A 25,930-nucleotide genomic window follows, 5' to 3' on the forward strand; every position below is an offset into this window, starting at 1 on the left:
CGGACGCTTTTTTTTATTATGCCGTTTTTCTAGCTTGTTCAAGAGGGACGGGTGTAAACTCGCCTTCCCATTTAGAGATGACCACAGCAGCGAGTGAGTTTCCGATGATGTTAACGACGGTGCGGCCCATATCGAGAAGACGGTCAATCCCGGCGATGAACGCCAGCCCTTCAACCGGAATGCCTACTGTTCCGAGTGTAGCAAGCAGAACGACAAACGACACTCCCGGAACTCCGGCAATCCCTTTAGAAGTGACCATCAGCACAAGCATCAGCGTCAGCTGCTCGGTAATGCTCAGATCAATTCCGTACATTTGCGCGATAAAAATAGCAGCCAGTGCCTGATAAAGCGTCGAACCATCCAGATTGAATGAGTAGCCTGTAGGAATAACGAACGAAGTAATGGCTTTCGGGCATCCGAAGCGCTCCATTTTCTCCATAATTTTCGGAAGGACCGTTTCGGAGCTTGATGTTGAAAACCCAAGAATCAATTCGTCTTTTAATAGCTTAATAATATGGAACAGATTCACACCCACTATTTTGGCTGTTATCCCCAGTACCACAACCACAAAGAAGATCATTGTGGCATAAACGAGGATCATCAGTTTTCCAAGCGGAATCAAAGAATCCAAACCGAATTTAGAAACAGTGATTCCTATAAGGGCGAACACTCCGAATGGAGCAAATTTCATCACCTGGTTCGTCACGTAGAACATCGTATCTGCTGTACCCTGAAAGAATGCAAGAACCGGTTTTCCCCGTTCTCCAATTGCCGCTACACCCAAACCGAATAGGACAGAGAAGAAAATGATGGCAAGCATATCCCCTTCCACGAATGCGGTGAAGATATTCGATGGAACGATATTTACAAACGTATCTGCAAAGCCGTGGCTCTGCACGCCTTCAGCTGTATCTACATAGCTCCCAATGTCCGTTTTCTGAAGTCCTTCTTTATCTACTCCAGCGCCAGGCTGGAACAAATTAGCCGAAAGAAGGCCGACAATAATGGCAATGGTCGTAATTACTTCAAAGTATATAATGGTTTTTCCGCCAAGCTTTCCAAGCTTTTTCGTATCTCCTACACTTGCAACGCCGACTATTATACTGGATATGACGATCGGAATGACGATCATTTTAATCAGCCGAAGGAAAATGTCTCCTATTGGCTGCAAATAACCTGCTACTGCCTCATTGCCATAGAAAATGGCTCCTACTGCAATTCCCAGTGCCAGCCCGATTAATATTTGCCCAGCCAAACTTATTTTTTTCAATAGAAGAAAATGGGACAAAAGGGTGATAAGCTGCAACTCTTTGAACACGGATAGTACACAATCTTAAAGTAAATTTTAGTTTTTTACAATATATTTTTCTACCTATTTTTTAAGCTTATCGTTAGTAAAACGGGATTAGTAAGATAAATTTAAATATTCTAATAAAATATATAAGAGGCATATTAGTCAAAGACCTATTTAAACAAACCAAAAAGAAGCACGAATGGGCGGCTTTTAGTGCTGCTCATCAACGTGCTTCTGCTATAGCCTTCAAACACCAGCCTTTAGGAGACTGGTGTTTTCTATTAAGAAGGCATAAATCATCTGAGTCTATTAAAGCAGTGAAGATTTTGCGGAGAAATGGGAGATGAATGACCATGTCCTCACCATTTTTTTGAAGGCCGTCTTGCCTGGCGGATCAGGATAACCGTCATACAGACTCCAAGCAGCGCAGCTGCCGGGGCTGCAAAGGTCAGCGGAGAAAAAGGCTGGTCCTCCCGTTCGGATGGGACCGATAACCCTTGGGATTTCGGTTCAGCTGATGTTAGTTTTGCAGTGGCAATCACTTTACCATCTTCCCCTTTTATTGCAAGGTGATTCGTATCCGTAATCTCAGTAGAGGTCTTTTCAAGCTTCTTCTTCACATAGGATACTTCCTTGGTCAGCTGAAGCTGTCCGTTCCGGCTGTTCTTCAAAGCAGCATCCGGACTTATTTTCTTCATTTCAAAGTTGCTGAAGCCGAAGTCCAGCAGGCTTTTCGTATCTTTATACGATCCACTGCTGTCTGCAGATTTCAGCGTAACGGCAATCAGATTAAGACCGTTTCGCTCTGCCGCAGTAACCAGTGTATAGCCGGCTTGGCTCACAAAGCCGTTCTTTCCTCCTGTTACTCCCTCATAGGGATCTTGCTTCATCATTTTGTGATGGGTAAAAATGGTGGTATCCCACGACTTGCCCTTCCACTTCAACTGTTTAGTCCCGAATATTTCAGCAAACTCTTCATTCTTAAGGGCGTACCGGGTTATTTTCGCCATATCGGCTGCTGTCGTCTGATGCTCGGGAGAAAATAAGCCGTTTGGATTCACAAAGTTTGTCTGCTCTACCCCGACACGGGCTTTTAAATAATCATTTAATTGTTCCGTAAACCTGCCGGTGCTTCCGCTGACATGCTCTGCAATCGCAACGGCTGCATCATTCCCTGAATTAATCATCATTCCCTGAATGAGGCGTTTTACCGGGACACGCTCACCCTCTTCCAGAAAAACCTTCGTTCCCTCTGTGTTCCTTGCTTCTTTGCTCACAACGGCTTCTTCCTCTGTATGTCCTTGTTCGATCGCATAAATAGCGGTGGCGATTTTGGTGATGCTCGCCGGATACATGCTGTTTTTGCTGTTCTTCTCATACAGTACTCTGCCGGTTTTCGCATCGATCAGCACAGCAGATTCACTCTGAAGCTCCAAATCTGTTTCGCCCGCCTTCACCTGCATAGACGGAAGAAGCAAAAAGACCGGTAAAAGGATCGTTAATATCAGTATATACTTCATCGCTGCATTCTCCTTGCTGCCTTCTCAATAATATGTATAGTTTGTAAACGAATGGAAAACAGGCATTAAATAAAACAGGAACCTCTATCAGAGGCTCCATTGCCGTTATTCGGTTTTTTCATATTCCAGAGGGTCCTCATCCAGCAGATAGCGGATGGTTTCCCCATCTGAAGCAAAAGGCAGCGAGAAACTCTGTTTGTAAGCCTCTGCTCCTTTTCCGGTAACGACCACCCAGTCCCCCGGTGAAGCCTGCAAAATCATTTTTCTGATCGCAAGCGGCCTGTCCGTAACAATGCTTCCTTTTTCATTTCCATATTGGTTTTGCAGAGTCTGCAAAAGTTGAATCTGGTCTTCATCCGACATTCCGTTCAAATCATCAGAGGTCAGAACGTAGCCATCACTTAAATCGGCGGATATTCCAATCATATCGGCTCTTTTGGATTCATCTCTTCCTCCTCTAAAGCCGAATACGTGATAGACCCGTTCCGCTCCGCACTCTTTTGCCGTTTTCAGACAGTGATAAAGGGCCTCTGCTGTGTGTGCATAGTCAAGCATGACAGAAGGCCGGCCTTCCCGCTTGTACACTTCATTTCTGCCGGGAACACCCGGAAAATTCATCAGCGCGTCCTGAATCACTCTGGGTTCAATTCCAATTTCCAATGCAGTCAGAAAAGCGAGGCCTGCGTTGTATACATTGTGAAGCCCGGGTGTAGAGAGCTGCATAAAATGGCCTCTTGTATCGCTTTCATTTAAAATAGCAGCAGGGAAATCGCTTGTTTTCCAATCGGAGAGGATCAGATCGGCCTGCAGGTTCTCACCGAAGGCAAGTACTTTGCCGCCGGCAGCCGCTGTGTTTTCATAAAGCTTTTCTCCCCAGCTGCTGTCTGTATTGATTACGGCAGTTCCGTTTTTTTTCATCTGCTTAAAAAGCTTCGATTTGACATCAAAGTATTCGTCCATCGTTTCATGAAAATCGAGATGGTCCTGGTCCAGATTCGTGAACAGGGCGTAATCAAACTCCACCCCTTCTACCCGATGCTGGCTGATGCCATGAGAAGAGACCTCCATCACAGCGAATTCATCCCTGCTCCCATACAGCAGCTTCTGAAGCTCCAGGCTGTCCGGGGTTGTATTGGAGGCAGTGTACCACTTTCCATTTATATAATTCGCAACCGAACCGAAAAGCGAGCAGCTGTGTCCCGCGCATTCCAATATATGCTTAAGCATAAAGGCGGTAGTGGTTTTGCCGTTTGTGCCTGTAATTCCGATCATTTTATGTTTTGTGTGCGGGTTGCCGTAAAAGGAGACGGCAAGTGCTGCCATCTGCTTCCGGCTGTCCTCGAGCCGGATATAAGGAACTGGCAGTTCTGTTTGCGGTGTTTCTCCTGCCACTGCTGCAGCTCCCGCCTGTAAAGCTGCCTCGATGTATTCATGCCCATCCGTTTCATAGCCGCTGATGGCAATGAATAAATCTCCCGGCCGGACACATCTTGAGTCAGAGGTAATCCCTGTAATTTCAATGTTTTCCTTCAGATTCCGGACATGCTGGGGAAAAATCGCTGAAGATAAAAGTAATTGGTGCAGATTCATGGGGTAAACTCCTTCATTTTATCTATTAGCCATCATGCGGCCTGTCTTCCATAATGGTTCGAAACCCGTCTGCATTTTCTAGCCTTCGCATCTGTTTTTTGTATAGTTTGTCCCGATCGGTAATTTCCGCTTCCGTTATTATCTGGAAGATCAAAAGCACTATATCTGGAAGGAGTTAACATTTTAATGACTAGGACAATTAAAAAAGGCTGCCCTGACGCCGGCAGCCTTTGTTTTATTTCGGTCTGGTCATTTCTTCCGGAACAATGTACTCGTCAAATTGCTCTTCAGTAAGGAGGTTCAGCCCGACTGCTGCCTCTTTAAGGGTCAGTCCGTTTTTATGGGCATGCTTAGCAATTTTCGCAGCATTTTCATAGCCGATATGCGGGTTCAGCGCAGTGACCAGCATGAGGGATTCGTTCAAATACGATTCGATTACTTCGTAGTTCGGTTCAATGCCGGCAGCGCAATGCCGGTTAAAGGAAATCAGCGCATCTGAGAGCAGGCGGACAGACTGAAGGAAATTATACAGGATGACCGGTTTGAATACGTTCAGTTCAAAATTCCCCTGACTTGCAGCAAAACCGATCGCGGCATCATTTCCCATCACCTGAACAGCCGTCATCGTGAGCGCCTCACTTTGGGTGGGGTTCACTTTTCCAGGCATGATGGAGCTCCCTGGTTCGTTTTCCGGAATAGACAGTTCACCGATCCCGCACCTTGGCCCGCTTGCAAGAAAACGGACATCATTCGCGATCTTCATCGCATCGGCCGCCAGTCCTTTAATCGCTCCGTGGGCATAGACCATTTCATCATGGGATGTCAGCGCATGGAATTTATTTGCCGAAGACAGGAATGGCAAGCCGGTATATTTGGCGATTTCAGCGGCAGCCCTGTCACCGAATTCCGGGTGGGCATTAATGCCGGTTCCGACAGCCGTCCCGCCGACAGCCAAATTAAGAAGATGGGAGGCACCCTCCTCCACCATGCTTTTCGATTTTTCGAGCATATATGCCCATCCGCTGATTTCCTGGCCCAGCGTGATCGGTGTGGCATCCTGAAGATGGGTCCGTCCGATTTTAACGACATCCCCGAATCGCTCTGATTTTTCTTTCAGGGTTATATGAAGCTGGTCAATAGCCGGAATCAATTGGTCCTTAACCGCTTTCAATCCGGCGATGTGCATCGCTGTCGGAAACGTATCGTTCGAACTCTGCCCCATGTTTACATCATCATTCGCATGGATCGAGCCTTCCCGGAGCCATTCATTCGCTCTCCTGGCGATCACCTCGTTCACATTCATGTTGCTTTGTGTCCCGCTCCCGGTCTGCCAGACAACGAGCGGGAAGTGATCATCCCATTTCCCCTCCAGGATCTCATCACAAACCCGGACAATGGCATCTGCCTTTTCTTTCGAAAGCTTGCCCGTCTGTTCGTTCGCTATCGCTGCGCTTCTTTTCAAAATAGCGAAAGCATGGATGACCTCAAGCGGCATTTTTTCTGTTCCGATTCTGAAGTTTTCCTTACTGCGCTGTGTTTGTGCACCCCACAGCTTATCTGCAGGTACTTCAATTTCCCCCATCGTGTCTTTTTCCAGTCTTGTTTCCATTCATACATCCCTCCCATCCTTCATTTCCCCTTTGAAGCAGATCCCTAATCCGCAAGAAAGGGCTGATCCTCTTTTAAAAGAGAATACATTAGCACATCACAGTAGTTTTTATTGATCTTTTCGTATTTTCTAAGCAGTCCTTCTTTTTGAAACTGCAGTTTCTCAAGCAGCCGGATGGACGAACTATTTTCCGGGAGGACCTTCGCTTCAATCCGGTTCGCCTTCATCTCCTGAAAAGCATGGCTCAGCATCATGTACAGAGCTTCCTGCATATAGCCTTTGCCCCAATAGCCCTGTCCCAGCTCATATCCGATCTCACCGCGCTTGTTTTCATTATCCCACTCATTAAACCCGCACGTCCCGATGATACAGCCGGTCTTCCTGTCTGCAATCGCATAACGGAAAGCCTTCTTTTTTCCTGAGAGAGTACGGAGCATATAAATCATGGAGCGCACTTCTTCTATTGTCGCGGCAGCCTCCATGTTCAAATAGCGGACTACGTCCCTGTCCGACCAGATCGGATACAGCATCTCCGCGTCCCGTTCCTCAAGATCCCTGATGAAAATTCGTTTCCCTGCTCTTCTCATTTCTCAATCTCCTGAAGGCTTCAATGTAAGCTCCAAATAAATTCTCTGATCCTTTGAATACTTGTATTTAGGATTTGTCCGTCCGTACTCTTTTGATGTATAGCTTACCGTATAATTTTTTTCGAAGGAGCGGATCAGCGCATCCAGCTCTTCCTTGTTTCCCATTAAGCGTACCTGTGCCACATTTCATCTTTCCTTTACCTTATGATTCCATCATCTTAAACGGATGCACCTTACGCTGTCCAGAGAAAGTTGGTTTGGTACCCTCTTAAACACAGGTATACTAAAGGTAAATGAAACCTGTTCCGATTTCGTTTCGTAGTACAGGAAAACCTTAGCAGAGGAGCTGACACATGGATACGAAAGAATCGCTGCACCAGTCATTGAAAGAAATTGAAAAATGGGAAAAGGACCAGCAAGGACTCTGGTTTTGGGAAAAAATCACCCGGCTTCCTTTTAAACTGCTCGATAAAGTAACCCCTGCCTTTATTCAGAAGAAAATTGGCGTACTATTGGATGAAGTCGGCAACTATGTGCAATCCGGAGGAAAATATTTAACTCAGGAAAAAATGATGCTGAAAAAGCTGGCCGCACAATCCGGAAAGCAGATTGAAACCATCGAAGATGCTGCCGGGGCTTCTGTCGAAGATATGAAAAAAGTGTGCCTGGACATCAGAGAGACACGCGGAAACCTCGCCACTGTCCAGGGTGCTTCGACCGGGTTTGGCGGTGCCTTCACACTTGCCATCGACATTCCTGTTGTATTGGGTCTTTCGCTTAAAACCCTTCAGGAAATCGCCATCACCCATGGATATGACCCGAATAAAAAGGAAGAACGGATCTTTATCGTTAAATGCCTCCAGTTTGCATCTGCCGATATCGTAGGAAAGCAGGCCATCCTGAACGAATTGGCTGATTACAAAAACAAGGGAAGGCGGTCTGAAGTGTTCTCCCAGATCCAAGGCTGGCGCGAAGTCGTCTACTCCTACAGAGATACGTACGGAATCAAAAAGCTCCTTCAAATGATCCCGATCGCCGGCATGATCTTCGGCGCTCTTACAAACCGTTCCATGATCAAAGAGCTTGCCGAAACCGGAACCATGCTCTATCAGAAGCGGAGGATTTTTGAAAAACTTGAGGAGCTTGAACAACCGAAAGAAATAGCAGCTGCAGAACTTGAGAAGCCGAAAGAATTACCAGCTGAAGAACTTGAGAAGCCGGAAAATTTACAAGCTGCAGAACTTGAAAAGCCGAAAGACTTGAAAGCTGAAGAAAAAGAATTTTCGCAGGAAGTAATTGACAAACACTAATCTTCAGATTATGATGATTTTAGCTACTTTGCATAGCAAGGTAGCTTTTCTTTTAAAGAGGTATCTTGTATTACAATATACCAGAAAGGAGAGTTGCCATGTCCGCTCGAAGTCAGCTTCTAAAAGGAATTCTCGAGGGCTGTATCCTCGCTGTTATTAAGGAGGAATCCATCTACGGCTATGAGCTGTCAAAAAAACTGCAGGCTGCCGGGCTTAGTGAAATCAGTGAAGGAACCATCTATCCGGTTTTGCTGAGGCTGCAGAAAAACAAATGGATTATTGGAAAGATGGCCCCTTCCCCTTCAGGGCCGAGCCGCAAATACTATGAATTAACGGAAGAGGGAGAACAGGCCCTGCAAATGATTATTGACGAATGGAATCAGCTCTCAGCACCAATTACAAAAATACTAAACAGGGGGTCGTAACGTTGCATGCTAAACAGCTCATCGGACTAAATAATGAAAAAAGGGAACGCCTTACAAGGGAGAACGAACAGTATTACTCAGATTTCCTCATCTATCTCCGTCTCCAGCTCTCCCTCTCCGAGCAAAAAACAGAAGAACTATTAATGGAAATCCTCGACCATCTGCTTGATGCACAGTCTGAGGGTAAAACGGCAAGCGAGGTTTTCGGCGCTGACCCAAAAACGTATGCTGATGAAATGATTGCTTTCATCCCAAAGGAAGACAAAAAAGACGTCTTTCAATTCGGACTGAGCATTGCCTTCAATCTGGCGGGATGGTTTTTGAGCATTACAAGTTTAGCTTCAGTTATCCAATTCTTTTTGGGGCAGCCTGCCGAGCGGTTTTATATCTATAAAACGTCTATCATGCTTCTGCTTATTTTACTGAGCGTTTCAGCAGGAGTCCCGTTTATCTTCAAACTGATCAAGCGATCTCTTTTCAAGCAAAAGAATAATGAAGTCTTGACCGCTGTCAAAGGCGGACTGTTTGGAGCTCTCGCTGCGGGTATCGTAATCGCTGCCGGTTTTTTCATCCCGGAAACCGGACCGTACGCTCAAGTTCAATGGTACATTCTTGCCGCTGCCGCTGCCGCTGCATTCGGATTTTCTTATTTTCTAAAAAGAAGATTATAATTTGCTCTGACATTTCATAGCACATTCCGAAAGAAATCCCTGTTTACTCTCCCTCCTGCAAGGCTATAACAATACTAATCTCGCAGGAGGTGGATGAAAATGGCATTCGAAAAGGATACTGCGGTTCATCAGGAGAAAATTGAAGGTCAGATGGACCGGATGAGCAAAGAAGAGATGGACCAGGTGATGCAGGACTTTGAGGAATTTAAATCTTACCTGCACAGCAAAGTCAGCAAGGGCGAAAAGCTTGGCATGAGTGAAGACATGCTGGCAAAAGCCGCCAAAATAACGGCGGAGTATCTGGCGAACAACGTGGAGCCAAGAAACCGCGAAGAAAACCTTTTGAAGGAGTTATGGCAGGCAGGGAACGAAGAACAGCGCAATCACCTATCCCATGTACTCGTGAACCTTGTGAAAGATAAAGACTGAGCGTAGAATCATCGAAAGGGTGTTTACCATGCAAAACAAAGTAGTCATCATCACCGGAGCGACCTCCGGAATCGGAAATGAAGCGGCCCGTATGTTTGCTGAAAAAGGGGCACATGTCTATGCACTCGGCAGAGATGAAGAGAGCGCGAAAGAATTGGAAGCCGGGGATCTCAAAGGAACCATCGAATTTTGCAAAGTGGATGTGGACCAGGAAGACAGCGTAAAGGAATTTTACGAAAAATTGGGCAGCGAAAAGCAGGAGTTTCATGTGCTCTTTAACAATGCCGGAATCGGCCATCCAGCGGTCGGACCGCTGAGCCAGGTTGACGAAGATGACTGGGAAAAAGTCATGGATACGAATTTAAAATCCCAATATCTGATGATCAAGCACGGAGAACAGTATTTTTCCAAAGAAGAACCTGTCAGCATCATCAATAACGCAGCCGTTGTCGGCAGTGCTGCATTCCCTCCTGCGCTCCCAGCATTCAGTGCAAGTAAGGCAGGAGTGATCGGGATGACGAAGACGCTCGCTTCCCGGTTTGCGAAACGGAATGTCCGGATCAATGCCATCTCCCCTGGTCCAGTGGATACAAGGCTGCTGAAAAGCCTTTATCCCAACGAAGAAGCCTACTCAAAAGCGGAGAATGAACATCCGAGGGGCAAATTCGGGTCGCCGGAAGAAATCTCAAAGGCTGTCTATTTTCTGGCAAGCCCAGACTCCAGCTACATTAATGGCCACAACCTTGTCATCGATGGGGGCTATTCTTTATAAAAGCAAAGCAGCCGTAGACGTGCATAATAATAGAATGCAAAAAAAGAACCGATGCCGGTTCTTTTTTTGTTTTGAGGATTCAAGCTCCCGGGTGCACATCATTTAATCATCGATACCATTTTTCCCTTCTTCACTTAGCTTTTTCAGAGAAGCAAGCATATATTCGATTTCTTCATCTGAATGCCTCTGCCACGAACTTAACTCGGCGATTATTTTTAAAGGGGACTTGGACCGGTAGGATCGCGTAGGATTTCCCGGGAATTTTTTATCGGTTAAATTCGGGTCATTTTCAAATTCACCCAACGGCTCCACAATGTAAATCCTTTCTTTTCTTTCCGATTTTGCTAGTTCCGCTCCCCATTTCGCTGCATCTAAGGCTGCTGTGAAATAAATATAATTTGATTCTTTGTTTTGATAATTTGATAAGTGACGGGGTTCCAATTGATCTCCAATTTTCAGCTCTGCTTTCGTTCCATGGAAGAAAGGGCCCATGTCCAAGACCTTTTTTTCGTTCATTCTAATCCCCCCTGATTGGATTTGTATACTTGATTATAATGGAAAAAGATAGAAAGAAAAGCCTGCAAATGCGATTAACATTCATGTATACTTAAAGTAGAGGATACAACCAAAAGCCCAGCTCCGCAGATTATGGCGGGAAGCTGGGCTTTTTAAGTTCCTTCATTAATAACTGCAGACAGGTTTAATGCTCTGCCGGCACTCTTTTCTTATTCATGCTTATTAGATACCCGGCTGCGGCACCGATTGCAGCAGGAAGCAGCCAGCCAATTCCTTGAGCTGCCAGCGGGATAACCCAGAATAATCCATCCAGGCTCCCGTTCAGTAGAGAATTGTTCAAAAACTCGGCAACACTGTAAATGCCAGTGAATAAAACAGCCAGTGGATAAACAGCATGGCGGTGCTTTACTGCTTTATCAAGCAAACCGATTACGGTCAGGACGACAAGTACTGGATAAACCATACTCAATACCGGAACAGAGATGCTCAGAATCTGATTTAATCCGAGATTCGCAATGAGGAGACTCGCGAGCGTAAAAATCACTGCCCATACTCGATAGGATAAAGCAGGAAAGAGTTTGTAAAAGTACTGGCTGCATGCAATCACGAGCCCGATGGACACACTCAGACAGGCAAGTGTAAACAGAAGACCTAGTATGACAATGCCTGCTTCGCCAAACAGTTCCCTTGTCAACAGCGTCAGCACCTCTGCCCCGTTAGCTGCTTCTCCATACCCTCCGGAGGAAGAGCCGAGGAAAGCAAGAATGCTGTATACGGCTGTGAGGAGAAGGCCGGCTCCGATTCCCACTGAGATCATACTCCGGGAAACCTGCCTCTGCGACACCATCCCTCTCGACCGAACAGTATTGGCAATCAGCACGCCAAATGCCATCGCCCCTAAAGCGTCCATTGTCAAATATCCGTCCAGGAAACCTTGAAAAAAAGAATTGCCGGAGTATTTGGGATCGGGTGCACCAAAGGATGACCCTGGGGTAAACAATCTTTTCACAAAGAGAATCACAATAATGGATAAGGTTACAGGTGCCAGAATTTTCCCCAGCCGGTCGACCAGCTTTGAGGGAGAAAGGCTAAGCCAAAGCACCAATCCGAAAAAGACGGCTGTATAAATCCCTAGCGCTGCAGGCTGCGCAGCACCGGCTTGTCCAATAAACGGCTTCAACCCCATCTCATAAGCAATGGTAGCTGCGCGCGGAATGGCAAGACCCGGCCCGATGCAGAGATAGATAATAACGGGAAAAATTAGAGCAAAGTATGGGTGGACTTTTTCATTGAGGTTCTCTGCTGTTCCATGGATCGCAATCGCTGTAACGACCATGACCGGAAGCCCGACAGCGGTTACGATAAAGCCCGCCAGAGAGAGAAAAGTATGTGACCCTGCTGAAAAGCCTAAAAAAGTAGGAAAAATCAGGTTTCCTGCTCCAAAAAACATCGAGAACAGCATGACGCTGATTAATATGCGGTCCTTCATGGATAGATTCTCCACCTCGTGATCCTCCTCTTTATAAAATATATTTATGAAGTATAACAACTCCCATGACATTTGGCTACAGCTTTCTAAAAATACTAAAATTTTAAATAAATTGTAAGGGGATTCAAGTTAGAATATGACAATTCAGGAGATTTTATAAGACAGCAGACTTATTTTCAGCCTAAACTCGAGCGATTAGCGGAAGGGCCATATTACCTTGATTGGAGACTGATGTTTCGCAGGAATGGCTGCAGGTTTTGAGTGGGAATGACGGTTAGGTGTACTTGATGGATTTATTTTGCGGGGATTTCCAGGCTTTTTACGGAAATTTGGCGGCTTGGTGTACTTAATGGATGATATCTTATGGAGATTGAAGGGGTCCGGTACTTATTTTTACGGTCGGTGCCGGCTTTTTACATGGAAATGCCGGGTTCCTGTACTTGATGCCGGCTTTTTATCGGGATCACAGACTTTTTACTAGGCATCACTGTCTCTACCTGCAGGAATTGCGGACTTTTTACGATTAATTGCTGACTTCCTGCAGGTAATTGCTGACTTTTCACGATAATTGCTGACTTCCTGCAGGTAATTGCTGACTTTTCACGATAATTGCTGACTTCCTGCAGGTAATTGCTGACTTAGCACGGTTAATTGCTGACTTCCTGCAGATAATTGCTGACTTAGCACGGTTAATTGCTGACTTCCTGCAGGTAATTGCTGACTTCCAAAATTGCTGCAGGCTTCCTGCTCTATTTGTTTTTAGACCGCTCGCACTTTATGCTGAAATCCCTGAATATATGCTGAACATTTTCCGCTTTATGCTGAATTTCCCGAGTTTCTGCTGAAAATTTTCATTTTATGCTGAAACTCCAGGATTTATGCTGAATTTCATGTGTTTCCTCCCCATAAAAAAAACAGCCCGCTGTAAAGCAGCGGGCTGTTCTCTCCTCACTATTATCTGCGGATCCAGACCATTCCGGCAGAGTTGTCTTTCGCTTCTCCCATAACCTGTACTTTCAGGCCATGTCTTGGAAGGATTTTACCTGCATCCGGAAGATCGTAGTCGATGTATGTCTGTGAATCATCGAACAGGGTATTTCCAAGCATTCCTTTAAATGTGAATTCGCCTCGTGTTGGAGAGGAAACAGTGAATGCTTTCGTTTTATCCCATGAGAATGCTGCATCTGCTACTTGGTAGCGTGTGCTGTTCGCAGCACTTGGTTTACCGTTCAGTGTTCCGAATACTGTCTCAGGGTGGGAATCGACTACTCCGATAAATCCGTAACCAGGGTGATGTGCCGGTCCTGTCCAGTTATCAGTATAGCTTTCATCTCCGTACCAAACGACCATACCAGTGTTGTAAACGGCACCTCTGGAGTAAGCAAGAGCCTCATCGGATCCCGCATAGTTTCTCCACTCAAGGTAGTAGTAGTTGTCTTTGTAGTAATTTCCGTCAGAAACGATGAAGCCATTCAATGCAACCTTAGGAGTGCCTTCTGCGTCATCTGAGAATACTACTTTTCCATCTACTGTAAGGGTTGGATTATCCATTGCGAATCCATCGAGCGCAAGACCGCCGTCTGTTACATAGTTGAATTCCAATTTAATTTTCTGTCCTTTGAACTGGCTCAGGTCATAAGACTTGTCCACCCACTGCTTTTTGGAGGACTCAGCACGGGCATCGCCGTCTGTATCTTCGTCACCGATTGTATCAATCAGCACTTTTGTTCCGTCTGCTTTGATAGCATTGACATACAGGTAATCGTAGTCAAATTCAATATCGAAATACGCTTTGTAATCGAATTTTGCTGTAGTTGCCGCAGTTAAATCCATTTCCGGAGTTGTTGCTTTCGTGTTCAGGTCATCGCCTTTTGTACTGTAATAGTACTTTTTGCCGAATGCAGACTCGATCCCTTTTACCGCTTTTTTCGGAAGGTTAACCTTCACGAATCCAGGGTTTTTGGATTTCGTAACGCTTTGGTCAATGACAGTCGAGAAGCCGAATGGTCCGATATCTTCAAAATCCATTTCCGTGATGTTCGCCCAGTTTCCGCCCATTGTCTTTTGGAAAAACTCTCTGTTCATTGGGGAGAAGCTTGTCGGCACTGTTCCGGCAATGTTTCCGTTCCAGCTTCCGCCGCTCATGATTGACCAGGATGCTACCGGCTCACCGGCACCTGTGTACTGTGTGTCATACTCATCCGGAAGGCCAAGGTCATGTCCGAATTCGTGTGCGAATACTCCAACTGCTCCGTCTTCAGGCTGAATGGTGTAGTCGAAAGCAGCCATTTGTCCGCCCCAATAAGGCACTTCGGAAGTTGATCCTGGAACTTTGTAAGGCTGATTTCCGACCGTCCATCTGTGAGACCAGATCGCATCGTCCCCAAGACGTCCTCCTCCAGCTTCCTGTCCTGTTCCTGCATGGATGATCATCAAGTGGTCCACAAGGCCATCCGGTTCATTTTGATTGCCGTCTCCATCCAGATCATACTGATCGAATTCATCATATTCGGAAAGGTCCATACCGGAAGCAACAGCAGCATTCAGTGCATCTTTTACAAGATCACGTGCCCCTTTAGGGTTTTGGTTGTCATGTCCGCCGTTCGGGTTATCATCTCCGTACTCTTTGGCAGTACCAGGAACTGAAATCCATTCGGACACCGTTCCGTCAACTGTATAGCTTCCGCCGGACTGCTCTTCGTAATATTGCTTAAAGGTTTTAATTTTTTCGCCGTTGAACATGGTGAATTCTTCATCACCGAACATCAGCTTTTCATAATGCTCTTTGTTGAAGTCGTCTGCATACATGTATCCAGGTTCCTGATCCACATTATTGTGTTTAAAGTCTGAGAACTCTGTAAGAAGGACAAGTACTTTATCTTCCCGAACCTTCCCATTATATGGTGCATCTTTGGCAGGGTTTACTTTTACCAGCCCATTCGGCTTGCCTTTGGCTGCTTTATTCTTGCCAAATTGCTTTTTGATTTTTTCTTTTTGTTTCGTCATGAAATCTTTTACTTTGGAATCCATGGCATGACCGTGGGAATCTGCATGAACCTCTGGCTTCTCGCCGTTTTTCTTTTCAATGTACGTTTTTACCGCTTTGTTAATCTCTGTTTGTGAAGCGGATTTGGAGATAACACCTTTCTCTTTCAATGCATCAGCCAGTCTTTCTTCCGGGATGATGTTGTAATCGATCGGTGCTGATTCCGGTGCAGTCTGTACCGCTGCGGAAGCTTGTCCAGGCAGCAGAGATCCGAGCAGGAGACCGCTCACAACTGCCGTTCCGACTGCTGCTTTCTGCCAGCGCTTGCTGTGCTTTTGTACTGATCTTTTCAATTTCCTCAACCCAAGACCCCCTGTAATCATGAAAAATATCATAAATTTAGACATTTTTTCATGAAAATGAAATTTTTTCATTACAAAACTATTATAAATCTAATCTGAATAGAATAAATAGTCCGAAAATTCTATTTTGTAAAATTTCATGTGAGGGGCTTTAAGCCTATGTTTTTCGTCACTAATTCCCTTCTTCTTACATTCACTTACATTTAAAGATTTATATAGAGGGATTCTGCATACCCGGTCATCCATCTTTTTTTCCATATAAAAAACCCGGAAATGATTCCCGGGCATAGAGACAATGTTATTCTGCACTTTCATCTGCCGGCTTTTCAGGTGCCGGCTTCTCCTGCGGTGCTCCTGCCTTGGCGGCCGCCTGTCTGGCTTCAGCCTCCGCCTGGGCAGCTGCTTTTTTCATTTCCTGCTGAATCGCTGTTTTTTCTTGCGGATCCATCACCTCAGTATGTTTAAAAGCAACCATCAATGCGACGATTCCTGCTACTGCAATCGTCGACCATAACCCTTTAACAAATTTCATGAACCTAACCCCTTTCTAGTTAGATGTGTTCCATGTTCCCGTTCTTCTCGGATCGGCTGCTCCCGTTACATCCTGACTATCTTTATCTATACTCAAGACCATAACGCCCCCGTAGTAAAAAGGGGACTTTTTCACCTTGACGTCATAGCCGCGGTTTTCAAGTTTGTCTCTGACGTTTTCCGGATACCCCGGCTCCATTGTGAGATCATCCTCTTCAATATAAAAACGCCTTTGGTTGACAGCTTGCTGCCAGGAGGAGTTGAAATATTCACGCTGGACCAGTACCTGGGCCAGAACAGTCGGGATCCTTTTGCCGCCGGGCGTTCCAATGCCTGCGATTTCCCGATCATTTTCAATGATGGCCGGTGACGTATAATTATTCGGTCTTTTTCCTGGTTCCATCTGGTTGTGCGAATCGTCATCTTCACTGAAATTTGTGAGGGCATTGTTCATAAACATCCCATTTACCTGCTTCTTGGACCCGAAAAATTCCCCGAGGGTGTTTGTCACAGAAATTACCGTTCCTTCTTTGTCCTTAATGACGAAGTGGGTGGTATTCTGGTGATCCTCATCATCGGCTTTTGAATTGTTCACATCCAGATCAAAGGTGACGTCCTCAAAATCAATATCCTTCGCCATCTTCTTCATATGATCGTCAGAAAGCAGTCTCTCTACGTCCACAGTTCCGTAAGCAGGATCTTGAATCTCTGAAATCCGTTCATGATAGGACTGCTTTGTAAATTCGCCCATCAGATGTACCGAGTTTGTCACTTTCTTTGATTTAAACTCTCCTTTATAAAGGTCTGCGAGCTTTAAGATCTGCAGGAGGGATATTCCACCGCTTGGGGGCGGGGAGGTCATGACGGTTGTTTCGCCAAATTTTCCTTCCAGCGGTTTTTCTTCCTTTACCTTGTACTCTTTCAAGTCATCCCTGCCGACGCTGTCCAGTTCCTCTGCGATGGCTTCTCCCAATTTTCCGGAATAGAACCCTTTGCTCCCCTGCTCCTGAATCGTTTTCAGCGATTCAGCAAGCTCCGGCTGTCTGATGAGCTGATTATTTTTAACGGGCTTTCCATCCGGGTAAAATGCCGCTGGGAGTTTTTCATCTTTTTCCTGAAATTGATCCTCTGCCTCTGCGAGACGGTCAGAAAGAAAGGTGTCTGCTTTAAACCCTTTTGATGCGTGACGGATTGCAGGCTCCAGCAGCTTTTCCATTTTTACTTTCCCCTGCTCTTTGTGGGCATGCTCAAGCCCTTTTACAAATCCCGGTACGGCAATGTAATCTTTGGAATCTTCTCCGTTTTCGGGAGCAGAGCTTTTATAGTCATACACTTTTTTGATGTCTTTTTCCGGATTATAAACGAGCATCATCCCCCCGCCCCCGGGCCCCGAGCCAAATGGCTCTGTAACCCCGAGTACGTAGGAAACGGCTACCGCAGCGTCCATGGCGTTTCCGCCCCGTTCCATGACCTCGAGCCCGGCCTGGACAGCAAGGGGGTGGTTCGCACTGACAGCTGCCTTGGACTCAGAAGGAGGCTTTAATATTCCTGACTGGGCAACAAGCAACATGATGATGAGAAGGATTGCCATTGCTGTCCAAAGACGTTTCTTTCTCATATGCATCCCTGCTTTTTACTCTAATTTTTTCGAATAGTCCATTTCAAAAATGAACTTCCCGTTCTCTTCATACCAGTCGAGATTCTGTGAATCTCCGGTCAGCTGCTTTCTCAATTTTTCCTTTTGCAGCTCATTAAGATTTCGGATGGGTGATGGCTGGGCTCCTTCAATCTTTAGAGGAGTCAGCTCGAATCTCGCCTTTCCGTCGTTCATCAGCCTCATCTGGGCAATAACTGATTCCCTCGTCCTGCTCCAGCCCTGATCGAAAATGAAATTCCCGAGACTGTAGAAAATGACTGTATCTTTGTACACTTCTGCCGGTGATAACACATGTGGATGATGCCCGATGACAACATCGGCCCCTGCATCGGCCAGTGCTTTTGCGAGATCTTTTTGCCTTGGATGGGGCTTTACGTCATATTCCTGTCCCCAATGAGCATGAACGAATACAAAATCAGCCTTTTTCTTTGCTTCCGCAATCATCGGCACAAAATTTTCCGGCTCCATCGCCAGTACCCCGCTGTTGTATTCGGTAGCCTTCGCTCCCTCGGGGTATACATCTGTAAAACCAAGAGTCGCCACTTTTACACCATTGTGATTCTGATAGGAGATGGACTTGCGTGCATCCTTCAGGTTGCTTCCTGCACCGGTTGTTCCGATTCCAAGCTTCTTAAACGTTTCTCTCGTATCATTCAGACCCTGGACTTTGTAATCCATCGTGTGGGTATTCGCAAGGCTGACTGCAGAAAAATTCATGTTTTTCAGGGTCTGGGCAGACTCCGGACCGGTCCGGAGCTGAATATGTTTCGAATCATCGCCCGGAGCGGCTTCATTTCTCGTAATCGGATGATCAAAATTAGCAGTGATATAATCTGAGTTTTGCAGAAGAGGCTTTACCTGCTTAAACAAATAATCCTGGCCTTTCTGATCCGTTACCTTCTCAACATTCCGGCCCATCATGATATCACCCATAAAGGAGGCTGTAAAAACCTCTCCGTCATATTGTGGTGCTCCGGATACCGGCGGTTTCTCGGTAAACGAAAACCCGAACATCACGGCTGCTGCAATAAGCAGCCCGACTACCGCATGTGTTTTGGAGTTCCTGCGGTTTCTTTTGATAAACCGCAGGAGCTTTTCCTCAAATTTCAGTTCTTTTCCGTTAGGATGGCTCACACTCTTCCCTCCTTCAGATTAAATAGTAGAGCGTCATCAGCAGGAAAGTTGCCCCGCTCAAAAGCAGTGTGCTGCCGACTGTTAAAGCCATTCCCTGCTTTTGCATCGTATTGGCGATCAGCCCGGGAACGATAATCCCAATGCCCCTGAACTCAAATATTTCAAACGGCAATATCGGATAGGTGAAATCAAAAGCAAGCTTCAGAAGAATGCCGACGGTCAGCATCGCAGCAAACTTCCTTCTTCCGTACAAGATCACCACTTTGGCAATTCCGTATGTAACGATTAAGTATGTAAGCAGGCTTATAAAGAAGACGACAGCCAGAAAGACGGGCTGGTCAAATACTAATGCGAGGTAACCGGGAACGATCAGTCCTGCCGGAATCACCCCGGTTTTTTCTGTAAAAAGGAGACTTAGAAGCACTCCGAGCACAAGTGCGATATACAAATCAGATCCGAACAATGTTGGTTCCTCCTAACTGACAAATTGCTTGATTTTATAGTCTTCCAGCCGGTCAATAAGCGGCGTTGCCGCACCGTGTATGTTTCCTACTCCGTAAATGGCTCTTCCGTTCATCATTGGCTCCAGTACTGCAAGAATTTCATCAGTGGAGTAACCCTCCAGGTTATGGAACCGGTCAGTCGGTATGTTGCCGGCTTCATATGCTTCTGCAATCGGCTGGGTCGTATCCCCAATAATGACAACATCTCCTGCCGGAAGAAATGGCAGTACATCATTTGCAAATTGGATGGTGCGGTCTACCCGGTCATGCCTGCAGTTCATAATGATGACAGCATTAGAGGTTGGATAGTCGAGACCTTCAACCCTTTTCCAGATATTGATCGTCGATGCTGCATCATTGGCAGCAAAACCGTTTACGAAGTATCCCGGATTGGCAGCATCTGCAAGCGGCAGAATTTTCATAGCTCCCGGGTCCGGCGGCGCGTTCAGCATTCCTCTGAAGGCTGTTTTTTCATCAATGCCGAGTGCATCCGCTACCGCGAGTGCAAGTGAAGCATTATCAGGAAAAACCATATATTCGAAACTTTTCAGAAATTGCTCGGAAATTCTTGAATTATCACAAACAATCAGCTTGGAATTGCGCTTCTCCGCTTCCCTCCGGTAATAATCCACATATGGGCTTTCGTTCACGATGATATGTCCGTTATGCGGGATGGTGGCCACAAAAGCTTCTGCCACTTCATCAAGCGTTGGTCCCATGACATCCATGTGATCCTCAAGAACATTCACGATCAGACCGATATTCGCCTGCAGCATGTCTTCTTGAAAGATCACCTGGTAATCCGGGTTGACCGCCATGCATTCACTTACCAACGCATCCGCTCCGAGATCCGATACTTCCTGTATCACCCGTTTCTGTTCTCCGATATTAGGGCCCTCTGGTCTGCGGATAATTGGGCTTTCTTCCGTCGTATTCCAGTACATCATCCGGGCATCTGTTCCGGTCGTTTTTCCGACTGTTTTGTATCCGGCTTCTTTTACTACTCCGTAAATCAGACGTGTAACAGTCGATTTCCCTCTGATTCCGTTAATGTTGATGCGGACAGGTATGGAATCAATCCGTTTCTGATGACGGCGTTTTTCCAGCATTCCAAGAATCAGAACAAGCGCTGCCGCCGCAAAAATCACCCACACGTATGCCTCATCTCCTCCCGTTTTTTAAACAGTGCAATTCCTTAACCCTTCTCTACTTTAGGTATTAAACGCGCTGAATAATAGAGGATAAAAGGAGCAACTCACTTTTTGCCCTATGCAAACCAACCGTGTGCAAGTGCTCATTTATTTTGAGTTTTCAAAATTCGGACCCGATTAGATGGATTTATCCTCTTCCAGCAAGCCCGGTCTGATAGGTTTCTTTGAATTTAAATCCTGAATGGCTGTTTTAGAGTCTAGCCCCATTTTCACTTTGTAAAGGAATGTAAAAGTTGTGAAAAGGGTCAAAATGAGGGGATGTCCTTCTTTAAAGCGCTTTACTGCTTTTTCAGGAAAAACAGGACGCCGCATTCAGACCAAAAGTTTTGTTTTTTCTCCTGTTTGCGGGAATTCAAGCTGTCTTTCTCCTTATTTCTCTTCATGAACTTGCAACAAAAAAAACTGAGTGCACCATACACTCAGTTTTCTTTCTCATATTTGCAGAAGCCGCCTGAACTGCCCTTATACACAAAACCGGCTGCCTGGTAAAATTCGTTGAGTACATGATTGCTTTCTATGCAGTCCAGTCTGATCCGGTCACGCCCCTCAAAACAGCGGCTGTCAGAAACCCAGTCAAGGATGATCCTGCCCAGTCCTGTTCCTTTATGGCGCACTGAAGTGATGAGCTTATGGAGGTAAATGGAACGCTGCTCCTGATCTTCCCCCCAGAGCGCCACATCCCATTCTCCCGGGTCCCGGAGCAGCATCACCATTCCAGCCGCTTCATTTTCCATGAAGAAAAGATAAATCTCACCACGGTCAATGGATTCTTTGAGCCAGGGGATGTCCCCTTCCGCAAGTTCATTCCATTGAGTGGATCCCTTCGCTTTCAGCCAGGCAGCTGTCTCCTTCAGCAGGGTCTCTGCCTCTCTGTAATCCTCGATGCCCGCCACTCTGGCCTTGTAGCCGTTATAAGGCATATTTTCTTCAGCTTTCTTCTGCATGTGATCACCTCTGCTATTCGTTCGTGTCTTATTCTACTATTTAACAAGACGAACAGCGAACCATCCACCCTCTTTGATGACCGGACGGATGGATGACACATGAAGCCCTGCCTGTTCTGCAATTTCCTTTACATCTCCTTCCCCGGGGATCGGATGCAAGTTCGAGAAGGCGGAAAAAAAGCTGTTAAACACACTGGAGAACTGCCGTCCATATTTCTCGTGCTTCATAGGGGTCAAGATGATGATCTCTCCCGCTTCCCCGAGCCAAGAGGACGCTCTTTTCAAAAGGTCAGGCCGCTTTTCGTGCGGGATGTAATGGAGAAGGTTATTGATCAAAACCAAATCTTTCTTCTCCGCGTAATTCCATTCAAATGCATCGCGGCATTCAATGTTCAGCTCCGGATAATCCCGGCACCTGAGTCTGGCTTCATTTGCGACTCCTTCATTCAGTTCAATGCCCGTAAGCTTTAAATGCGGAAAATCCTTTGCAAGGCGAATCAAGTAGCCGGCATGCCCGCACCCGACATCCAAAACGCTTTCCGCTCCTTTTTTCTTCACAATCTGATGCATCACGGGATAGGCTGCCTGCTCCAGCAGGGAGGAGGTTTGCGCAACGACACCGCCATGCATGTCGTGATCAAAGGTTTGCTTATTTTCAGTGGTCATAATGGCCGGATAGCTTAAAAGAGCCGGAATATGCAATTCCATCATTTCCTTTAAGATCACTCCGGTAGAACGCGGGTTTTTTTTCCCGGATGGCAGCATAAAACTGCGGGATGTCCGGAATCTTCCTTTCGGCATTTTTTTCATATATTTGATAGCGAGCCCCACCTCCATCCACCTCTCCAGCAGATCAAGCTTCAGATCATATGCCTGTGCTACCTCGGAAATGGTCTTTGGCTTGCGGAAATACTCATATAAATCCAGCTCATAGCCGACGTAGGCATGCCATGTATATAGAAACGGAATATTCTTCTTCATCCACCCTCTGGCCTTCATGATCCGGACATAGTCATTCAGCAACGTGCGTTCCTCCCTCTTTTTCCCACGGATAATCCATTTCCGGTGTAAACATGTACTGCTTTTGCCGGGCTGAGAAGTCTGTATTCCCCGCCGGAAGGAGTCCGAGCTGGACCATCCGGTCATACAGCGTCTCCTTCCACAGACCGAGCCCGGACACGTTGAGCATTTGTTTAGTATGAAGCCTCGTATCCTTGGTCGTCTGCATGATGCCCTTTTTTCTGAAGCCCGGCAAATAGACGATCGGCTTGGAATACGTTAATGCAGATAAATGGCTTAAGCTCAAAACGCGGCTTGTCCTGGGCTTGCGGACCTTTTCGTACCATTCAAGCAGGTCAGGAGAAGTCCGCCCGTTCGTATACATCCAGCAGAGCAGTACACCCAATATGTCCCCATCCTGAATTGCAAGATTCATTCCTTCTCCAGCCATCGGGTGCACAGCATGAGCAGCATCGCCAACGAGCGCCTTATTGCCGTCAATATAGCGGCTGGCATGATAGCGGACCGGAATCATCAGCTGAATCTGCCGGTAGCTCTGAATTTCATCAACGTACCCGTCCAGTTCCGGGCACAGCTCTTTGTACCGGTCATGGAAATAGCTGATCCCTTTCTCTTTTATACGGGAATAATCACCTGCCGGAATCAGGTACACAGTTCTCACCCGGTTGTCCGGAAGAGGGAACAGACCAAGGAAGGCTGTTGGTGTCGAAATCATCTTTCCTTCTGTCATTTGTTCCGGTCTGCCAAATGAGACAGTAAGAAAATGGTGATCATATTTTCTCTCACGGATTTCCGAGTTCATGGAATCTCTTGTTTTTGACCTCCGGCCTTCCGCCCCGATCATAAAATCGGCTTCCACCTCAATTTCCTCTTTGTCTGCGAGAATCATCGCTTTTCCTTCTTTAAATCCATTAAATTTTGCAGGCTGCAGATAATGAAAAGAAGGATGCTTCCTCGCTTCCTGCAGCAAAATATCTTTTAACCCTTCATGGGGAATCATCAGTGAATAGTTAAAGGGGCTGCTCAGCAGCCCGTAGTCCATTGTCGCTTTCCCGGTCTCTGAATATCCGTCGCTGTTTTTTTTCATTTCATGAATATCGATGCTGTGAATACGGTGCCCTCTGCTCTCCACTTTTTCCAGAAGACCGATTGAATGAAAGATCTGCAGGCTTTTCGGCTGAAGAAGCTCACCCTTATAGGAATGAGAACCGCTTTTCGCCTGTTCGGCCACTGTCACATCAATTCCGCAGGCTGCAAGCCTCAATGCCACGGTAAGACCGCCTACCCCCCCGCCGATCACAAGAATAGTTGTTTTCAATATTTTCCTCCTTCCGATCTTTTTAGGCCAGTTTCTCGAAATATGTAGTATTATAGGTATAGGGAAATATGGAAAGGTTGGGAACGATGGAAAAAGAACTCACATCCTCAATAGATCATCAGGTCATTGTAGGTGGCCTGGAATTCAGCTGGGACCTTGACCAGGGCATTTTTAAATATGAAAAGGACGATGCCGTTCTTTTTTGGATAGATTCTGCGATGAAAATTTTGTTTGACACGATAGAAGAAATCTCAGGTGATAAGGCAGCAGCAGTTGTGCTGGAAACAGCAGGCTTCAGGCAGGGTATTGTGGTAGGCGACTATTTCAAATCTCAAAATCTGACGCTCAATGAAGTAGCAGCAGTACTGCCGAACACGTATGCTTCAGCAGGATGGGGCCGCATGGAGATCACCCAGGTGAACAACAGCAGGAAATCGGCTGTGATCCAGGTTAAAGACAGCTGGGAGCATAAAATTAACGAAAGCCAGGGCAAGAAGACGCAAGGTACGTTTACACCCGGGCATTTCGCCGGGATCTTGACCGGCCTGTTCGGAGTGAACATCTGGTACAACGTTCTGCAAAGTCAGATTGAAGGACACCCGTATTCAGAATTTGAATACTTCCCTTCAAACATGACGGTTCAGCAAAACATCCATGAATATGCGCGGCAGGAACAGTCCGAACAGATCCGCAAGCTCGAACTGCTTGTTGAAGAGCGCACTCAGGAACTGAATGAGCTGATCCGGGAAATCTCTTCCCCCATCATCCCTGTATTAGAAGGGATTGTGGTCGTCCCTTTAATCGGCAAATACGATGAGCAGCGTTCGCACGATCTTGTACAGCGCACACTTACCAATCTGCCTTCCCAAAAAGCACAATACATGGTGCTTGATCTGACAGCGATGAGTGAAGATATCACGAGAGACACGGTAGAATTTATCGAGCAGCTGGCTAAATCAGCAGGGCTCATCGGCGTAAAAACCATTCTTGTCGGAATCACACCTGAATTCGCCATTTCAATCGCAAAATCAGGTCATAACCTCTCTGCATTCAGCTGCTTCAGCACCCTGCAGCACGGTATTTATTCCGCCCTATCTGAACAGGGCCGCCAGATTATCTAACCCATCTTTCCTGCTGAGCAGCTGTTCAGCAGGTTTTTTTTACAGCTTGCGTTTAATATGCTCACACTCAAATTCTCCAAGCTCAAAACGCTCAAGCATCCCCCTTATCGCATCAATTCTCCCCTCAATTTTCGCTCTCCCCACTTCATCCAGATCCCCGGCTCCAAGCTTCTCGCACCATTCCTCACCAGATGTTTTCAAATAAGTAGCAATTGCAGATTCATTAAATGTATTGACCATTACAATCTCCTCCTTGTTTGTATTATTCTGGATTTACCCGGATGAAAGCGGTTGTAACCCTTTCTGTCGCTAATTAGGTAATTCGCGGTGTGCTGGAGAATTTCTCTAAGTTCGAATTCAAGATCCTTCCCCTGCACGGAAAAGTCAGCGGTTGGCTGGTTATTGAGTGTAAGATCAAATTCCGGTCTCCAGGGACGCTCTTTCCTCTAAAAACAGCCATTTTCCCGCTTTTCGGTCTCCACAGCTCTTATTTTCGGTTTTTCCCCTCCCGGGAGCCCGATTTTGTAAAAATAACGGCTGCTGAGACCGATCCTGCTAAAAACCGCCCCTATTCTACAAAATAGCGTCCTCTGAGACCGAACGCTGGATCTCCGGTCTCCAGAGACGCTATTTCCTCTAAAAACAGCCATTTTCCCGCTTTTCGGTCTCCACAGCTCTTATTTTCGGTTTTTCCCCTCCCGGAAGCCCGATTTTGTAAAAATAACGGCTGCTGAGACCGATACTGCTAAAAACCGCCCGTATTCTACAAAATAGCGTCCTCTGAGACCGAACACTGAAATTCCGGTCTCCAGGGATGCTATTTCCTCTAAAAACAGCCATTTTCCCGCTTTTCGGTCTCCACAGCTCTTATTTTCGGTTTTTCCCCTCCCGGGAGCCCGATTTTGTAAAAATAACGGCTGCTGAGACCGAT

The 25,930-nt window shown here is 46.3% G+C and carries 23 protein-coding genes and 1 pseudogene; 6 read left to right on the plus strand and 18 right to left on the minus strand.

The window, feature by feature from the left end; all coding sequences use genetic code 11:
• Positions 1-16 precede the first annotated feature (16 nt).
• From GKZ89_RS10995 to GKZ89_RS11020, 6 genes are all read right to left on the minus strand, one after another.
• Positions 17-1,270: a cation:dicarboxylate symporter family transporter gene (locus tag GKZ89_RS10995; protein ID WP_155112480.1), complete on the minus strand. Its 1,254-nt coding sequence runs from the start codon at positions 1,268-1,270 to the stop codon at positions 17-19.
• A 383-nt stretch (positions 1,271-1,653) separates the two neighbouring features.
• On the minus strand, positions 1,654-2,814 hold the full coding sequence (locus GKZ89_RS11000) for a D-alanyl-D-alanine carboxypeptidase family protein (protein WP_155112451.1): 1,161 nt from the start codon (positions 2,812-2,814) through the stop codon (positions 1,654-1,656).
• Positions 2,815-2,919: 105 nt separating this feature from the next.
• A complete protein-coding gene (locus GKZ89_RS11005; protein WP_155112452.1) occupies positions 2,920-4,404 on the minus strand; it encodes a UDP-N-acetylmuramoyl-L-alanyl-D-glutamate--2,6-diaminopimelate ligase in 1,485 nt (494 codons plus the stop codon).
• A gap of 235 nt (positions 4,405-4,639) precedes the next feature.
• Positions 4,640-6,013, minus strand: coding sequence for a class II fumarate hydratase (gene fumC, locus GKZ89_RS11010; RefSeq protein WP_155112453.1), 1,374 nt, complete (start codon positions 6,011-6,013; stop codon positions 4,640-4,642).
• A 44-nt stretch (positions 6,014-6,057) separates the two neighbouring features.
• Complete coding sequence (locus GKZ89_RS11015; RefSeq protein WP_155112454.1) at positions 6,058-6,600, minus strand: GNAT family N-acetyltransferase; 543 nt, start codon at positions 6,598-6,600, stop codon at positions 6,058-6,060.
• 3 nt (positions 6,601-6,603) lie between these two features.
• On the minus strand, positions 6,604-6,783 hold the full coding sequence (locus GKZ89_RS11020) for a DUF3970 family protein (protein WP_162356728.1): 180 nt from the start codon (positions 6,781-6,783) through the stop codon (positions 6,604-6,606).
• A gap of 170 nt (positions 6,784-6,953) precedes the next feature.
• Between GKZ89_RS11020 and GKZ89_RS11025 the strand changes: the two are divergent.
• The 5 genes and pseudogenes from GKZ89_RS11025 to GKZ89_RS11045 all read left to right on the plus strand — a co-directional run.
• Positions 6,954-7,760 (plus strand): annotated as a pseudogene (locus tag GKZ89_RS11025) (EcsC family protein); the annotation flags it as partial.
• 248 nt (positions 7,761-8,008) lie between these two features.
• A complete protein-coding gene (locus tag GKZ89_RS11030; protein ID WP_155112456.1) occupies positions 8,009-8,335 on the plus strand; it encodes a PadR family transcriptional regulator in 327 nt (108 codons plus the stop codon).
• 2 nt (positions 8,336-8,337) lie between these two features.
• A complete protein-coding gene (locus GKZ89_RS11035; protein ID WP_162356730.1) occupies positions 8,338-9,006 on the plus strand; it encodes a DUF1129 family protein in 669 nt (222 codons plus the stop codon).
• 99 nt (positions 9,007-9,105) lie between these two features.
• Positions 9,106-9,435 (plus strand): DUF3243 family protein, encoded by a 330-nt coding sequence (locus GKZ89_RS11040; protein ID WP_155112458.1) that lies wholly within the window; start codon positions 9,106-9,108, stop codon positions 9,433-9,435.
• A 28-nt stretch (positions 9,436-9,463) separates the two neighbouring features.
• Positions 9,464-10,207: an SDR family NAD(P)-dependent oxidoreductase gene (locus GKZ89_RS11045; RefSeq protein ID WP_155112459.1), complete on the plus strand. Its 744-nt coding sequence runs from the start codon at positions 9,464-9,466 to the stop codon at positions 10,205-10,207.
• 102 nt (positions 10,208-10,309) lie between these two features.
• Here the strand turns inward: GKZ89_RS11045 and arr are convergent, their stop codons facing one another.
• The 11 genes from arr to GKZ89_RS11100 form a co-directional block, all read right to left on the minus strand.
• Positions 10,310-10,723, minus strand: coding sequence for an NAD(+)--rifampin ADP-ribosyltransferase (arr, locus tag GKZ89_RS11050; RefSeq protein WP_155112460.1), 414 nt, complete (start codon positions 10,721-10,723; stop codon positions 10,310-10,312).
• A 184-nt stretch (positions 10,724-10,907) separates the two neighbouring features.
• The gene (gene brnQ / locus GKZ89_RS11055; protein WP_162356734.1) at positions 10,908-12,227 is read right to left on the minus strand and encodes a branched-chain amino acid transport system II carrier protein; all 1,320 of its coding nucleotides are present in this window, start codon (positions 12,225-12,227) and stop codon (positions 10,908-10,910) included.
• Between the two features lie 939 nt (positions 12,228-13,166).
• On the minus strand, positions 13,167-15,551 hold the full coding sequence (locus GKZ89_RS11060) for an immune inhibitor A domain-containing protein (protein ID WP_430697162.1): 2,385 nt from the start codon (positions 15,549-15,551) through the stop codon (positions 13,167-13,169).
• A gap of 307 nt (positions 15,552-15,858) precedes the next feature.
• Complete coding sequence (locus GKZ89_RS11065) at positions 15,859-16,092, minus strand: hypothetical protein (protein WP_155112463.1); 234 nt, start codon at positions 16,090-16,092, stop codon at positions 15,859-15,861.
• 15 nt (positions 16,093-16,107) lie between these two features.
• A complete protein-coding gene (locus GKZ89_RS11070) occupies positions 16,108-17,709 on the minus strand; it encodes a gamma-glutamyltransferase family protein (RefSeq protein ID WP_162356736.1) in 1,602 nt (533 codons plus the stop codon).
• A gap of 15 nt (positions 17,710-17,724) precedes the next feature.
• A complete protein-coding gene (locus GKZ89_RS11075) occupies positions 17,725-18,882 on the minus strand; it encodes a CapA family protein (protein ID WP_162356738.1) in 1,158 nt (385 codons plus the stop codon).
• A 13-nt stretch (positions 18,883-18,895) separates the two neighbouring features.
• Positions 18,896-19,345: a poly-gamma-glutamate biosynthesis protein PgsC gene (gene pgsC / locus GKZ89_RS11080; protein ID WP_155112465.1), complete on the minus strand. Its 450-nt coding sequence runs from the start codon at positions 19,343-19,345 to the stop codon at positions 18,896-18,898.
• Between the two features lie 12 nt (positions 19,346-19,357).
• Positions 19,358-20,539, minus strand: coding sequence for a poly-gamma-glutamate synthase PgsB (gene pgsB / locus GKZ89_RS11085; RefSeq protein ID WP_162356741.1), 1,182 nt, complete (start codon positions 20,537-20,539; stop codon positions 19,358-19,360).
• Positions 20,540-21,015: 476 nt separating this feature from the next.
• Positions 21,016-21,540, minus strand: a complete 525-nt coding sequence (locus GKZ89_RS11090) for a GNAT family N-acetyltransferase (protein ID WP_155112466.1) — start codon at positions 21,538-21,540, stop codon at positions 21,016-21,018.
• A gap of 36 nt (positions 21,541-21,576) precedes the next feature.
• Complete coding sequence (locus GKZ89_RS11095) at positions 21,577-22,563, minus strand: class I SAM-dependent methyltransferase (RefSeq protein WP_155112467.1); 987 nt, start codon at positions 22,561-22,563, stop codon at positions 21,577-21,579.
• Complete coding sequence (locus GKZ89_RS11100) at positions 22,553-23,878, minus strand: FAD-dependent oxidoreductase (RefSeq protein WP_155112468.1); 1,326 nt, start codon at positions 23,876-23,878, stop codon at positions 22,553-22,555. Before GKZ89_RS11100 ends, GKZ89_RS11095 begins: the two co-directional genes overlap by 11 nt.
• An 86-nt stretch (positions 23,879-23,964) precedes the next feature.
• Here GKZ89_RS11100 and GKZ89_RS11105 point away from each other — a divergent pair, with 86 nt between their 5' ends.
• Positions 23,965-24,999 carry an STAS domain-containing protein gene (locus tag GKZ89_RS11105; protein ID WP_155112469.1) on the plus strand — a complete coding sequence of 345 codons (1,035 nt, stop codon included), beginning with the start codon at positions 23,965-23,967 and terminating at the stop codon, positions 24,997-24,999.
• A gap of 39 nt (positions 25,000-25,038) precedes the next feature.
• On the opposite strand, the gene GKZ89_RS11110 is transcribed toward GKZ89_RS11105, so the two are convergent.
• A complete protein-coding gene (locus GKZ89_RS11110) occupies positions 25,039-25,239 on the minus strand; it encodes a hypothetical protein (RefSeq protein ID WP_155112470.1) in 201 nt (66 codons plus the stop codon).
• Between the last annotated feature and the right edge of the window lie 691 nt (positions 25,240-25,930).

It is taken from the genome of Metabacillus mangrovi, from assembly GCF_009711125.1.
Lineage (GTDB): Bacteria > Bacillota > Bacilli > Bacillales > Bacillaceae > Metabacillus_B > Metabacillus_B mangrovi.